Genomic DNA, 13,954 nt, shown 5'->3' on the forward strand with positions numbered 1-13,954 from the left:
CTTGGGACAAATTTGTGTGGGCACGGGCTGGACAGTCGGCCATCACTGCCCTTATCTTGCGCAACAGGTCACCGCAGTGACCAGCGTCGCTCGGACGGTTCCGGGCGCTTACGTTATCCGAGGCACCCATGGCTGAACAAGGTTCGCCGCGCCGCTTTGCGCGCATAGATCGACTCCCCCCTTACGTTTTCAACATTACCGCCGAGCTGAAGATGGCCGCGCGACGTCGTGGCGAAGACATCATCGACTTGAGCATGGGCAACCCCGACGGGGCCACGCCGCCGCACATCGTCGAAAAACTGGTGCAAGTCGCTCAGCGCGACGACACCCACGGTTACTCCACGTCCAGAGGCATTCCGCGCCTGCGCCGGGCGATTTCCAACTGGTACAAAAAGCGCTACGAGGTCGATATCGATCCGGAAAGCGAAGCCATCGTGACCATCGGTTCCAAGGAAGGCCTGGCGCATTTGATGCTGGCCACGCTGGATCAGGGCGACACGGTATTGGTGCCGAACCCGAGCTATCCGATTCACATCTACGGCGCGGTGATTGCTGGGGCGCAGGTGCGTTCGGTGCCGCTGGTGCCGGGTGTGGATTTCTTCGCTGAACTGGAACGAGCGATTCGTGGCTCGATTCCGAAACCGAAGATGATGATTCTCGGCTTCCCGTCGAACCCGACCGCGCAGTGCGTAGAGCTGGATTTCTTCGAAAGGGTGATCGCCCTCGCCAAGCAGTACGACGTTTTGGTGGTGCACGATCTGGCCTACGCCGACATCGTCTACGACGGCTGGAAAGCCCCGTCGATCATGCAGGTGCCGGGGGCCAAGGACATTGCGGTGGAGTTTTTCACCTTGTCCAAGAGCTACAACATGGCCGGCTGGCGCATCGGTTTCATGGTCGGCAACCCGGAACTGGTCAACGCCCTGGCACGGATCAAGAGCTACCACGACTACGGCACCTTCACCCCGCTACAAGTCGCGGCGATTGCTGCGCTGGAAGGCGATCAGCAATGCGTGCTCGACATCGCCGAGCAGTATCGCCAACGCCGGAATGTGCTGGTCAAAGGCCTGCATGAGCTGGGCTGGATGGTCGAGAACCCGAAAGCCTCGATGTACGTCTGGGCGAAGATTCCCGAGGCTTATGCGCATCTGGGTTCGCTGGAATTCGCCAAGAAACTGCTGGCCGAGGCCAAGGTCTGCGTCTCGCCGGGTGTGGGCTTTGGTGAATATGGCGACGACCATGTGCGCTTTGCGCTGATCGAAAACCAGGACCGCATCCGTCAGGCCGTACGCGGGATTCGCGGAATGTTCCGGGCGGATGGACTAGTCAAACATTTGGATTCCGGGAAACGAACTGATTAGCTATCCAAGGTAGTAATCGGCCGAGTTCAAATAGCTAAGCTATTTTGAACTCGGACTTTAAGAGTTGTACGCTACATATCCAACGCGGCTGTAAACCGGTCCTCTTGCCCACTGCCGTCGTTAATCCGCAAGCTCACTGAATTGCTAAAATCAGGCGCTGCTTGCAACTCGAAAATTGCTACTCCTGGGACGGGCGATGATGCCTCTGTCGCAGTTAGATCCCTGCCGACAACTCTTGCATCCGCTTTACCCTCAACGCTAGCGACTTCAAGAATCCGAATATTCGGCTCATCCTTACTCGAACGTTTCATCAGAATTTGATGACCGGCCGAAATTGTATTGCCATCAAGCTTGTAGGTTCGCGCACTGTTCATTACATCCACCTTTATATTATTTTTAAAAAACGAAAGAGTAATTTCTTCCGAGAAATTTATAATTCAGGCAATCTCAAAAGTAACCTGTCAGAAATGACAGTCGCGACGAATGGTAAGCTGCAATAAGTTGGTTCTGCAAAAAGTGGTTGCAACGCTAAAAATAGATAGGCACAAAAAAACCGCATCGCTGCGGTTTTTTTGTGTTTGTGGATCGCTTGCTTAAACGAACATCGACAGCAGCAAGATGAAGCCCAGCGCCACCACCGACAGGATGGTTTCCATCGCGGTCCAGGTCTTGAAGGTTTCGGCCACGGTCATGTTGAAGTACTGCTTCACCAGCCAGAAACCGGCGTCGTTGACGTGGGACAGGATCAACGAACCTGCACCGGTTGCCAGCACCAGCAACTCGCGGTTGACCCCCGGAATCATGCCCACCACCGGCACCACAATGCCCGCGCCAGTAATGGTCGCAACAGTCGCCGAACCGGTGGCAATACGAATTACCGCCGCCACCAGCCACGCCAGCAGGATCGGCGAGATCTGTGCGCTGACCGCCATGTGGCCGATCACGTCACCGACGCCGCTGGTCACCAGCATCTGCTTGAAGCCGCCGCCGGCACCGATGATAAGAATGATCGCTGCGGTTGGCGCCAGGCTCGCGTCGAGCCATTTGAGCATCTGATTCGAACCGATGCCCTGCTTGTAGCCGAAGGTGTACAGCGACAGCAGCAATGCGAGCAGCAACGCTGAGATCGGGTGACCGATCATGTCCATCCAGATGCGGAAGAAGTGCCCGTCCGGCAGCGCAACGTCAGCGAAGGTTTTCAGCAGCATCAGAAACACCGGCAGCAGCACGGTGATCAGGGTGATGCTGAAGCTTGGCAGGACGGCGGAATCGTTTTCACGCGCCAGTTGGTCGACCAGTTCCTGATTCGGATGACCCGGAATGTACTTGGCGATGAACGTGCCGTAGATCGGGCCGGCAATGATCGCAGTCGGTAGCGCCACGATCAGACCGTACAGAATGGTCTTGCCGATGTCTGCGCCAAACACCCCGATGGCCAGCAGCGGGCCCGGGTGCGGCGGCACCAGACCGTGCACGGCGGACAGGCCGGCCAGCAGCGGGATACCGATCTTGATGATCGACACACCAGTACGGCGCGCAACGATGAACACCAGCGGAATCAGCAGCACAAAGCCGATCTCGAAGAACAGCGGAATGCCCACCAGGAACGCGGCGAACATCATCGCCCACTGGACTTTGTCCTTGCCGAAGGCGCGGATCAGCGTCTGCGCGATCTGATCGGCACCGCCGGATTCAGCCATCATTTTGCCGAGCATGGTGCCCAGCGCGAGGATGATGCCGACGAAACCGAGCACGCCACCGAAGCCGTCCTGGAACGCTTTGATGATGGTGCCGATCGGCATGCCCGAAGTCAGACCGAGGAATGCAGCGGCAATGGTCAGGGCAATGAACGGATGCAGCTTGAACTTGGTGATCAGGACGATGAGTCCGATCACCGTGACCACTGCATCAAGCAGCAGGTACGCGTCGTGGGACATGCCAAACATAGGGGGTGTCTCCTGGCTTGTTGTTGTTATTAAAGCGGGTTAATCAGAAGTCGTGAGGACAGCGCTATCTGCGTGATCACTCTCATACCGGCTGCTGCAAGCCGTTGGCCTGCCACCACTGGTGGGCCTGCTCGGCCAGCTCTTCGACGCTGTGGATTGAAGCATTCAGCGCCAGGGTCAACGGCTCGCCCTTGGGCGATTCGAGGGTGGCGAACTGGCTTTCGATCAGCGTTGCAGGCATGAAATGGCCGGGGCGATGCGACACACGTTCGGCGGCCACTTCAGGGGTCAGCTCAAGAAACACGAAGCCCAGGCCCGGCAAGGCACTGCGCAACACTTCGCGGTAACTGTGTTTGAGTGCGGAACAGGTCAGCACCGGACGTTGGCCCGTGGCGTCGACGCGGCGCAGCTCATCGCACAGGCTGTCGAGCCAGCCGGCGCGGTCTTGATCGTTCAGGGGGATCCCCGCGCTCATCTTTTCGATGTTCGCGGCCGGATGGAAAGTATCGCCTTCAATGGCAGTGGCGCCGCTCAAATGGCACAAGGCCTCGCTGACGCACGTCTTGCCGCAACCGGCAACGCCCATGATGACCAGGGCGGTGATGGGATGATTCATGAAACACCTCAGCGCGCAGACAGCGCTACCTTTGCATGCTATGACTCTAGTGCAGCGGTAGAAGTTGCCGACGCCTTCTTGTCGTTTTTTTGGGTTGCAGCAGGTTTGTTCCCGACGCCAAAAAGCAAGGATCAGGCAGGATCTCGCTCACGCATTTGCAGCTGCATCAGGACAGCGCTACCTTAGTGCCTTGATTTTTGTTTGGCAAGCCGCCCGATGACCACCTCTAAAAACGATAAAAATACCCGCACCACCGGCCGTCCCACTCTGAATGAAGTTGCCCGCCTGGCCGGCGTCAGCCCGATTACCGCCTCGCGTGCCTTGCGCGGGGTCAGCACGGTCGCCGCCGAACTGGTGGAAAAAGTGCAGAAAGCCGCGCTCGACCTGAACTATGTGGTCAACCCGGCCGCCCGTGCCTTGGCCTCGGCGCAGAGCCATTCGGTGGTGGTGTTGGTGCCGTCGCTGTCCAACTTGTTGTTCATCGACACGCTGGAAGCCATTCATCGGATACTGACGCCCAAGGGCTTCGAAGTGTTGATCGGCAACTTCCACTACTCGCGCGATGAAGAAGAAAACCTGCTGCGTAACTACATGGCCTATCAGCCAAGGGGTTTTCTGCTGACCGGGTTTGATCGCACCGAAAGTTCGCGACGGATGATCGAGACCAGCAATATTCCATGTGTGTACATGATGGAACTGGACAGCGCCGCCGGAGTGAATTGTGTGGGCTTCTCACAGCTCAGCGCTGGCGAAACTGCTGCCGAACACTTGCTGTCACGCGGACGCAAGCGTCTGGCCTACATTGGCGCGCAGCTGGATCAGCGCACATTGTTGCGTGGTGAAGGGTTTCGCAGGGCGTTGCAGAAGGCCGGTCGTTATGACCCGGATCTGGAAGTGCTGACGCCGCGTTCATCCTCGGTGGGATTGGGCGGGGAGCTGTTTCTGCAACTGCTGGCGGCGCATCCGGATGTCGATGCGATCTTCTTCGGCAACGACGACCTGGCGCAGGGCGCGCTGCTGGAAGCGCTGCGCCATGGGATCAAAATCCCCGAGCAGGTGGCGATTCTCGGCTTCAACGACTTGCCGATGTCCGAGCACATGGTGCCGCGCCTGAGCAGTATCAACACTCCGCGCGAGGCGATTGGCCGGCGCGCGGCAGAGCAGATGTTGACGTTGATGGCAGGCAACAGCGTGGCGCGACCGGTGGAAGACATGGGCTTCGAACTCAAAATCCGCGAAAGCACCTGACAACGTCCCCCCCTTGTAGGAGCTGTCGAGCGAAGCGAGGCTGCGATCTTTTGATCTTTCACACTTCAAGATCAAAAGATCGCAGCCTTCGGCAGCTCCTACAAAGGGCGAGCGAGGAGTTCGACCAGGGCCAATGCGCCTTTTTGCAACGGCTGGCTCTTGAGCCACACCGCATGCACCGGCAGCACCAGACCGTTTTCGATGTTGCGAAAATTCAGCCGCTTCAAGCGGCCGGCATCCAGCCACGGTTGCACCACCGACAGCGGGAAATTGCCCCAGCCTAATCCCGCCTCGACCATCTCCAGCGCCGTCTCCAGGTTGTCGGTACGCCAGTGCGATTCCGCTACCAGCGGCCGAGTTTCGCTGATCGGCAGATCGCGGCTTGCGACGAAAATCTGCCGCACATGCAGCAAATCCTCCAAAAACAAATCCTGCCCTTGTAACAGCGGACTGTCCGCCGCCAGCGTCGCGATCATCCGTTCGCTGCCAACGAACTGAAAACGCTCCAGCACGTTCACGCTCAGCCCGGCGAACGCCAGGCAGATACTGACGCGACCGCTGTGCAGCATCGCCAGCACATCATCCTGCGGGGCGGTCAGCACTTCTATCTCCAGTAGCGGATGGCGCTCGGCAATCACCTTGATCGCTGCCAGCAAACGTCGACGGTCGATATCCGCGACCACGCCAATCGACAGCTTGCTCTCAAGACCCAGCGACAACTCCACCGCATGCACGCGCAACTGCTTGAGCTGATCGGCAATCAGCCGTGCCTGTGGCACCAGCGACAGCGCCATCGCTGTGGGTTGCGGTTCGCGAGAGCTGCGATCGAACAGCGGATACCCGAGTTCGGCTTCAAGGTTGCCGATGCCCATGCTGACTGCCGACGGGACTTTACCCAGTGCGCGAGCTGCGGCGGAAAATGAGCCGCGTTCGATCACGGCGAGAAACAGTTCGATGCTGTCGCTGTTGAAATTCAATGCTCGACCTATCAATTAAACTGAAAGCTGCTGACTTTTTCTATCACGCCTATTGAAGCTATCTTTCGTCGCCTTCGCCAGCCCCACTGGCCAATCAGTCGCAAGAAAGAGGCAATCAGCATGCAAGGCGTCAAACGCAAACTGGTCTACGTTTCACTTTATGAAGTGATCGGCATGACCTTTTCCGCCCTCGGTCTGGCGTTGTTGTCCGGCACTTCCCCGGGCAGCACCGGACCGTTGGCGGTGATCATCACCACCATCGCTGTGACCTGGAATTTCATCTACACCACGCTGTTCGAGCAGTGGGAAAGCCGTCAGGTGTCACGCACCCGCACAGTTAAACGGCGGATTGCCCACGCGGTAGGGTTTCAACTGACGTTGATCGTGTTTCTGATTCCGTTGATTGCGTGGTGGATGAACATCAGCCTGGTGCAAGCGTTTCTACTGGATCTGGCACTGATCGTGTTTATCCCGTGCTACACGTTTGCGTTCAACTGGTTGTTTGACCGAGTGTTTGGATTGCCGGCGTCGGCGTTGCCGGATCCGGTGTAGTTACGTCCGGTTACTGGTGAAGGGAATCCTTATGCAGGAGTGAGCCTGCTCAGAAACAGGCTCACTCCCGTAGTGGTTTGCCAGTAACTCAGTTCAACTGCAACGTCTCATTAAACTGGCTGATCGCATCCACCACATGCCGCGATCCCTGCTGAATCTCCAGAATCACCTCCCCCGCTTCGTTCGCCAACTCCACGCCCAGCCCGGTGCGGCTCAAACTCGACTGCATGCTCGACACCGCGCTGAGTGACAGATCGTGGTTCTTGCGCACTACTTCGACAATTTCCAGCGTCGCCTGACTGGTGCGCGCAGCCAGACTGCGCACTTCATCCGCGACCACGGCAAAACCGCGCCCATGCTCGCCGGCGCGCGCCGCTTCGATGGCCGCGTTGAGTGCCAGCAGGTTGGTCTGATCGGCAATGCCGCGAATGGTCTGGACGATGGTGCCGATGATGTCCGACTGCTTGCTCACCGCATCGATGCTCTGCGCCGCTTCGTTGAGGTCGCGGGAAATGTCCTGAATGATCTGCACCGTTTGCTGCACGACCTGTGAGCCTTTTTGCGCACAGGCGTCGTTTTGTACCGAAGTGCTGTGGGCCGATTCCGCCGCGTTCTGCAATGTGGTCATCTGGTGAGTGATGTCGCTGGCGAACTTGACCACTTTGTACAGTCGACCCTTGGCATCGAACAACGGGTTGTAAGACGCTTCCAGGTACACCATTTGCCCGGACTTGTTCTTGCGCTCGAAACGATGCGAGTGATATTCGCCGCGATTGAGCGAGGCCCAAAACGCCTTGTATTGCGCAGAGTCGGCTTCAGCGCGATGACAAAACAGACTGTGGTGATGCCCGACGATTTCGCTGAGCGAGTACTGCATGGTCTTGATGAAGTTTTCGTTGGCGGTGATGACATTGCCATCCGGGGTGAATTCGATCACCGCCATCGAACGTCCGATCGCCGCGAGCATGCTTTCTTCCTCATGCTCTCTGTTAACCCTCTCGGTGATATCGGAGGCGACTTTGATCACGCTTTTTACTTGTTTGTCCTGACCATATACCGGCATGTAACTGGCTTCGAGCCAGATCTCTCGGCCGCTTTTGTTCAGGCGCAGAAACGTCCCGCTGATCGGTTCGCCACGGGCCAGGTCACGCCAGAGTTTTGCGTATTCTTCGCTGCGATAAAACACCTCTTCGCAGAAGATCCGATGGTGTTTGCCGCGCACTTCCTCGGCGCTGTAGCCCATGGTTTTACAGAAGTTGTCGTTGGCATCCAGCACAATGCCGTCGGGGGTGAATTCAATCATTGCCATCGAACGGCTGATCGCCGCCAACTTGGCGTTGGCCTCGGTCAGCGCACAACTGAAGCGCTCGATTTCTTGCAGGTCGGCCTTGTGATGTAGGTTGAACATGTCTCTATCACCTTCCGCGCGGTCTTTTGATTTGATGAAAGTTCAGGTCTTTCAAGATCTACCACTACGTTCCGAAGAACAGGCACACGCCTTCCTCCACGGGAGGAAGTTGTCAGGTGATAACTGATGATCAATCGGAGGGTCCGTGCAGCAACGCTCTAATCAAGACATCCTTCTCTTGATAGCCCGCGAGCGGGCCACTCCTAACATGCAGAAGAACTTCCATGTAAGTCATGCTCCTTGTTGGTTCAGTGTCCGGTGCCTTGGGTCGCGCACTCTGGCAGCTTTGATCAGTAGCTAACGGTTTGCAGTCGAGGCGCATGGCATTGCGGTCGACATAGTTAGTTAGGTGTCAGCATAGCCAGCGCAAAGCCGTGCGCAAGGCCACTAGTCGGCCAGTATCGGGGTGACTTAGGACAAAGATCGGAAGTGAAACGGTTCAGCGAAGATTTGGTTGACCGGGCGGTCGCACAGGCTTGGAAACAGGTCAGCTACACGGGAAATAAAGGGAGCTCAGAAGCGGGCTCCCGATGGGCGTTGATCAATGACCAAAAATATCCAGTTTCTTGGCCTTTTTCTCATGGCGTTTCTCAATCGCAGTCTTGGCCGGTTTTTTCTTCGCGGCTTTCTTTGAATCCATACCTTTGGACATGATGCGTGCTCCACTCACAGGGGATGTGAACTCAGGTATACACCTATCGCGGGACGCGCGTTGTTTTATAATCGCCGACCTTTGCACCGACAGTCTGAACCCATGACCGACACTCGCTATGCCCTGCTCGACGACCTGTCCTGGCCGTTGCTGAACAAGTTCTACCGCGCCCATCAGTCGCCGATGAAAGCCGTGCGCGAGGCGCAGTTATGGGTGGCGCGCCGCGAGGAAATCGTTGGGGCGCTGTGCTTGCGGCAGGTTTCGGGAGGGCATTGGCTGACGGGGTTGTTTGTTGATCCGGCGTGTCGTGAGCAAGGCATCGCCGCGCAGTTGATTGACGCAGCAGTGTCGGGTGTGGAGGAGCCGGTGTGGTTGTTCTGCCATCCGGACTTGCGCGGTTTTTACGAGCGGCGCGGTTTCAGCTTCGACCCTGAATTGCCGCAAGCGATGGCCGAGCGCTTGAGCCGTTATGCGCGGAGCAAGCCGATGGTTGCCATGGAACTGGCGCCGCGCCTCGGCTGATCAGTCGTCGGCAGCTGGATCAAGATCCGGAAACAGCACTTCGGTAAACCCGAACTTGCTGAAATCGGTAATGCGCGACGGATACAACCGCCCGATCAGGTGATCGCATTCATGCTGCACCACTCGCGCATGGAACCCCGAGGCCACGCGCACAATCGGCTCTCCCTTCGGATCGTAGCCTTCGTAGCGAATCTGCTGATAACGATCCACCGCCCCGCGTAGACCCGGCACCGACAGACAGCCTTCGAAGCCCTCCTCGGTCAGCGTATTCAGCGGTGTGATCAGCGGATTGATCAGGATCGTCTGCGGCACCGCTTCGGCATCCGGGTAACGCTCGCTGTGCTCGAAACCAAAAATCACCAACTGCAGATCGACGCCGATCTGCGGTGCGGCCAAACCGACGCCGCCGACACTTTCCATGGTCTGGAACATGTCGTCGATCAGTTGCCACAGCTCCGGGCTGTCGAACATTTCCGGCGGTACCGGTGGGGCGATGCGCAGCAGGCGTTCATCGCCCATTTTCAGGATTTCACGGATCATGATCAGGCTTCGTCAGTGTTCGGCTTGAGCGAGTGATCGCGCCCGAGGCCGGAAACATGTTGTTTGGGGTGTTCGTCGAGTTCGCCCGGGACTTTCTCGCCCGGGTCCTTGCCCTCGCTGGACATGTGTTCGATCACCGCGTTCATTTCCGCACCGAGCAGCAGCACGGCAGCAGAAATATAGAAATACAACAACAGCACGATGATCGCACCGATGCTGCCGTACATTGCGTTGTAGTTGGCGAACGTCTTGACGTAGAACGCGAAGCCCAACGAAGCGATGATCCACACCACCACTGCCAGCACCGAGCCGGGGGTGATGAAGCGAAATTCCTGTTTCACATCGGGCATCACGTAGTAGATCAATGCCACGGCGACCATCATCAGAAACACGATGACCGGCCAGCGCGCGATGGTCCACACCGTGACGATAAATTCCTCCAGACCAAACTGTCCGGCAATCCAGCCCATCACCTGCGGCCCGAGCACCATTAAAGCGGCGGCGGCCAACAGCATGCCGGCGATGCCGACGGTGTAGATGATCGACAGCGGGAAACGCTTCCATACCGGACGGCCTTCGACGACGTCATAAGCGGCGTTCATCGCGCTCATCATCAGACGCACGCCGGCGGACGCTGTGTACAGGGCGATGACGATACCCACCGACAGCAAGCCACCCTTGGACTGCTGCAACTGATCGATGACCGGGTTGACCTGTTCCAGCGCTTGCGGGGGCAGGACCAGTTCCGATTGCAGACGCAGCCAGGAGAAGAAGTCCGGCAGGTGCAGGAAACCGATCAGGGCGATCAGAAACAGAATAAACGGGAACAGCGAGAACAGCATCTGGTAGGCCAGTGCCGAAGCATAGGTCGACATTTCGTCGTCGATAAATTCCGTGACCGTGCGCACCATCACCCGGTGCAGAGGCAAGCCTTTCATGGCTGGAAAAATCATTCGCGTCTCCTTTCGCCGCAGATCAGGTTGAAGTCGTGGCGACTCAGGGGCCGTTTTCTCTGATCAAAGTAGCCTAAATGGCAGCTTTGAAACACTAGGATCCGTGACTGTATGTGAACAACATACAAAAACGGCCATCCTTGGATGGCCGCTTCGGTGTTTCGTTCAAGGCCGGATCAGGCCTTGTCGACGCCTTTTTTGATAGCGTCTTTGGCTTTGCCGACAGCTTGCTGGGCTTCGCCTTTTTTCTCTTGGATCTTGCCTTCTACTTGCAGCTTGTCGTTGTCGGTGGCTTTACCGACGCCTTGCTTGACGTTGCCGACTGCTTCGTTGGCCATGCCTTTTACTTTATCGCCTGTGCTACTCATGGTGTTTCTCCTTGGTGCAATTAGGTGGAAAAGTCAGTACGTAATGATTGACCGGGCCGGTTTGCGCCAAGTTTCATTTTTTTTCGAGGCTCATTTGGTCGCTCGGTAAAGGTTGGGCTTTATGTTTGCCTGACAACCCACGAGAATGCGCAGCATATGGGCGCCACGCGCCAGGAACCGATCCCGCAGGAATGTTATGAAACTCGATAAAAAACTGGCCATCGCCCGTCGCAACCAGGAACTGGGCGGCGCCGTGCTCGGCAGCAACAACTGCCACTTCGCCGAACTGAACCGTAACCGCAACATCTGGTGGTTCGATTTGCCGGTGACACGTCTGGCGGTCGGTCAATACGAGTGGATTCACCTGCTGATGCACACGCCGGATACCGATGAGTTGCTGCACCTGAAAGTGCCGACGGTGTTTTTGCGTGAGAAGCTTGAAGGGCTGGTGATTCGTAACGAGGGCAAGCGTAAGGCTGCGTTGAGTCTGGAGCTGAGTGCGGATAAGGATTCGTATCTGCAGGACATGCGGCCGACGGGGACTAACGTGAATTTTGCGCCGTTTCGTCAGTGAGATTGGGGGATGGCCGTATCCCCTCACCCTAGCCCTCTCCCGGAGGGAGAGGGGACTGACCGAGGTGTTTGGCCTTAAGACATCGACCTGAAAGTTTTGAGTCGAACTCAGGATCTGAAAAGCATGAAGATCGGCCCGCTTTCCCCCTCTCCCGGAGTGAGAGGCGACTGACCGAGGTGTTTGGCCTTAAGGCATCGACCTGAAAGTTTTGAGTCGAACTCAGGATCTGAAAAGCATGAAGATCGGCTCCCTTTCCCCCTCTCCCATTGGGAGAGGGCTGGGGTGAGGGGCTGGTTCTAATTAACAGCAAATAACTCATGCCGAATAAAAAAGCCCCGCATCTGCGGGGCTCTTTGTTTAAGCGGCGTTCTTCGCCTTGATCTTCTTCAGCTCTTCATCGCGCAACTCGCGACGCAAGATCTTGCCAACGTTAGTGGTTGGCAGCGCATCCCGAAACTCAACCGAACGCGGCACCTTGTAACCCGTGACGTTGGCGCGCATGTGCTCCATCACGGTTTCCTTGGTCAGCGTCACGCCGGGTTTGGCGACGATGAAAATCTTGATCGACTCGCCGGATTTCTCGTCAGGAATGCCGATGGCTGCGCACTGCAACACGCCCGGCAGCGTCGCCAGCACGTCTTCCAGTTCATTCGGATAGACGTTGAAACCAGAAACCAGAATCATGTCTTTCTTGCGATCGACAATGCGCATGTAGCCATCCGGCTGAATCAACGCGATGTCGCCGGTTTTCAGCCAGCCTTCGCTGTCGAGCATTTCGTCGGTGGCGTCCTGACGCTGCCAGTAGCCCTTCATCACTTGCGGGCCTTTGACGCACAGTTCGCCGATCGAACCCAGTGGCTGTTCGACACCGGCATCGTCGATGACCTTGCACACGGTTGAAGGCACTGGAATGCCAATGGTGCCGATCTGGATATGCTGGATCGGGTTGACCGTGGCCACCGGGCTGGTTTCGGTCATGCCGTAACCTTCGCAAATAGCGCAACCAGTAACTTCTTTCCAGCGTTCCGCCGCCGCCAGTTGCAGGGCCATGCCGCCGGACAAGGTGACTTTCAGCGCCGAGAAATCCAGCTTGCGGAAGCCTTCGTTGTTGCACAGCGCCACAAACAGCGTGTTGAGGCCGACGAAACCGCTGAACTTCCACTTCGACAGTTCCTTGACCATCGCCGGCAGGTCGCGCGGGTTGCTGATCAGGATGTTGTGGTTGCCGATCAGCATCATCGCCATGCAATGAAAGGTGAACGCATAGATGTGGTACAGCGGCAGCGGCGTGATCAGGATTTCGCAACCTTCATTCAGGTTGGAACCCATCAGCGCCTTGCACTGCAGCATGTTGGCGACGAGGTTGCGATGGGTGAGCATCGCGCCCTTGGCCACGCCGGTGGTGCCGCCGGTGTATTGCAGCACTGCGACGTCGCCGCTGTGCGGATTGGCTTCGGCGACTGGCTGGCCGTGGCCCTTGCTCATCACGTCGTTGAACTTGACGGCTTTCGGCAGGTGATAGGCCGGCACCATTTTCTTCACGTACTTGATGACGCTGTTGATCAGCAGGCGCTTGAGCGGCGGCAACAGGTCGGCAACTTCGGTGACGATGACGTGTTTGACGCCGGTTTTCGGCACTACGGCTTCAGCCAGGTGCGCCATGTTCGCCAGGCACACCAGGGCTTTTGCGCCGGAGTCGTTGAATTGGTGTTCCATTTCCCGCGCGGTGTACAGCGGGTTGGTGTTGACCACGATCAGCCCGGCGCGGATGGCACCGAAGACTGCGACCGGGTACTGCAACACGTTGGGCAGTTGCACGGCGATTCGATCACCGGGCTGCAAATCGGTATGCTGTTGCAGGTAAGCAGCAAAAGCACCGGACAATTCGTACAGTTCACCGTAGGTGATTGTCTTGCCCAGGTTGCTGAATGCCGGTTTGTCGGCGAAGCGTTGGCAGGATTGCTTCAACACTGCCTGAATATTCGGGTACTCGTCTGGATTGATGTCGGCAGCAATACCAGCGGGGTACTTATCCTTCCAAAAGTCTTCGTTCATGGAAGCCCACTCCTCAGCAACGCGAATTCAGCACCGCATTTGATGCGATTATTATTGGTGTGTGTTTTGTGTTGGTGAATCTGGCTTTTTAGCGGCCGAGAAGTCACAAAGCGCGCCGAGAGTAGCAGCTTTGGAAAGGGTCGACTAGAGCCAAAAGTGGCCCCTACAGTCACATTGATGAC

General features: G+C 57.2%; 14 protein-coding genes and 1 pseudogene. 5 read left to right on the forward strand and 10 right to left on the reverse strand.

The genetic code is table 11. The annotated features are described in order from the left end of the window. The first annotated feature begins 128 nt into the window (after positions 1 to 128). A complete protein-coding gene (alaC, locus tag ACOI8A_RS06830) occupies positions 129 to 1,361 on the forward strand; it encodes an alanine transaminase (RefSeq protein WP_420646370.1) in 1,233 nt (410 codons plus the stop codon). 71 nt (positions 1,362 to 1,432) lie between these two features. Here alaC and ACOI8A_RS06835 read toward each other — a convergent pair whose 3' ends face one another. The 3 genes from ACOI8A_RS06835 to ACOI8A_RS06845 form a co-directional block, all read right to left on the reverse strand. Next, positions 1,433 to 1,735 carry a hypothetical protein gene (locus ACOI8A_RS06835; protein WP_420646369.1) on the reverse strand — a complete coding sequence of 101 codons (303 nt, stop codon included), beginning with the start codon at positions 1,733 to 1,735 and terminating at the stop codon, positions 1,433 to 1,435. A 219-nt stretch (positions 1,736 to 1,954) separates the two neighbouring features. Then, complete coding sequence (locus ACOI8A_RS06840) at positions 1,955 to 3,307, reverse strand: GntP family permease (protein WP_420646368.1); 1,353 nt, start codon at positions 3,305 to 3,307, stop codon at positions 1,955 to 1,957. Positions 3,308 to 3,389: 82 nt separating this feature from the next. Continuing rightward, positions 3,390 to 3,923 (reverse strand): gluconokinase, encoded by a 534-nt coding sequence (locus ACOI8A_RS06845; protein ID WP_420646367.1) that lies wholly within the window; start codon positions 3,921 to 3,923, stop codon positions 3,390 to 3,392. 216 nt (positions 3,924 to 4,139) lie between these two features. Here ACOI8A_RS06845 and ACOI8A_RS06850 point away from each other — a divergent pair, with 216 nt between their 5' ends. Then, positions 4,140 to 5,171: a LacI family DNA-binding transcriptional regulator gene (locus ACOI8A_RS06850; protein ID WP_420646366.1), complete on the forward strand. Its 1,032-nt coding sequence runs from the start codon at positions 4,140 to 4,142 to the stop codon at positions 5,169 to 5,171. Between the two features lie 98 nt (positions 5,172 to 5,269). Here ACOI8A_RS06850 and ACOI8A_RS06855 read toward each other — a convergent pair whose 3' ends face one another. Then, complete coding sequence (locus tag ACOI8A_RS06855) at positions 5,270 to 6,148, reverse strand: LysR family transcriptional regulator (protein ID WP_420646365.1); 879 nt, start codon at positions 6,146 to 6,148, stop codon at positions 5,270 to 5,272. Positions 6,149 to 6,268: 120 nt separating this feature from the next. On the opposite strand from ACOI8A_RS06855, the gene ACOI8A_RS06860 reads away from it, so the two are divergent. Beyond that, complete coding sequence (locus ACOI8A_RS06860; RefSeq protein ID WP_420646364.1) at positions 6,269 to 6,700, forward strand: PACE efflux transporter; 432 nt, start codon at positions 6,269 to 6,271, stop codon at positions 6,698 to 6,700. An 88-nt stretch (positions 6,701 to 6,788) separates the two neighbouring features. Here ACOI8A_RS06860 and ACOI8A_RS06865 read toward each other — a convergent pair whose 3' ends face one another. Together ACOI8A_RS06865 and ACOI8A_RS06870 are read right to left on the reverse strand one after the other, a co-directional pair. Beyond that, a complete protein-coding gene (locus ACOI8A_RS06865; RefSeq protein WP_420651221.1) occupies positions 6,789 to 7,328 on the reverse strand; it encodes a methyl-accepting chemotaxis protein in 540 nt (179 codons plus the stop codon). A gap of 3 nt (positions 7,329 to 7,331) precedes the next feature. Then, a pseudogene (locus ACOI8A_RS06870) lies at positions 7,332 to 8,108 on the reverse strand (PAS domain-containing protein); the annotation flags it as partial. A 754-nt stretch (positions 8,109 to 8,862) separates the two neighbouring features. Between ACOI8A_RS06870 and ACOI8A_RS06875 the strand changes: the two are divergent. Then, entirely contained in the window at positions 8,863 to 9,282 is a 420-nt protein-coding gene (locus tag ACOI8A_RS06875) for a GNAT family N-acetyltransferase (protein WP_420646363.1), read from the forward strand. Here the strand turns inward: ACOI8A_RS06875 and def are convergent, their stop codons facing one another. The 3 genes from def to ACOI8A_RS06890 all read right to left on the reverse strand — a co-directional run bounded on the left by def (position 9,283) and on the right by ACOI8A_RS06890 (position 11,143). After that, the gene (def, locus tag ACOI8A_RS06880) at positions 9,283 to 9,822 is read right to left on the reverse strand and encodes a peptide deformylase (protein WP_420646362.1); all 540 of its coding nucleotides are present in this window, start codon (positions 9,820 to 9,822) and stop codon (positions 9,283 to 9,285) included. It abuts the gene before it with no gap. A 2-nt stretch (positions 9,823 to 9,824) separates the two neighbouring features. Further along, positions 9,825 to 10,775 (reverse strand): YihY/virulence factor BrkB family protein, encoded by a 951-nt coding sequence (locus tag ACOI8A_RS06885; protein ID WP_420646361.1) that lies wholly within the window; start codon positions 10,773 to 10,775, stop codon positions 9,825 to 9,827. Positions 10,776 to 10,951: 176 nt separating this feature from the next. Beyond that, entirely contained in the window at positions 10,952 to 11,143 is a 192-nt protein-coding gene (locus ACOI8A_RS06890; RefSeq protein WP_420646360.1) for a CsbD family protein, read from the reverse strand. 196 nt (positions 11,144 to 11,339) lie between these two features. Here ACOI8A_RS06890 and ACOI8A_RS06895 point away from each other — a divergent pair, with 196 nt between their 5' ends. Next, positions 11,340 to 11,717 (forward strand): hypothetical protein, encoded by a 378-nt coding sequence (locus tag ACOI8A_RS06895; protein ID WP_420646359.1) that lies wholly within the window; start codon positions 11,340 to 11,342, stop codon positions 11,715 to 11,717. A gap of 357 nt (positions 11,718 to 12,074) precedes the next feature. Here ACOI8A_RS06895 and fadD1 read toward each other — a convergent pair whose 3' ends face one another. Then, positions 12,075 to 13,772, reverse strand: a complete 1,698-nt coding sequence (fadD1, locus tag ACOI8A_RS06900; protein WP_420646358.1) for a long-chain-fatty-acid--CoA ligase FadD1 — start codon at positions 13,770 to 13,772, stop codon at positions 12,075 to 12,077. Between the last annotated feature and the right edge of the window lie 182 nt (positions 13,773 to 13,954).

Origin of the sequence: Pseudomonas sp. P4795, assembly GCF_048822895.1 — a bacterium.
Taxonomy (GTDB): Bacteria; Pseudomonadota; Gammaproteobacteria; order Pseudomonadales; family Pseudomonadaceae; genus Aquipseudomonas.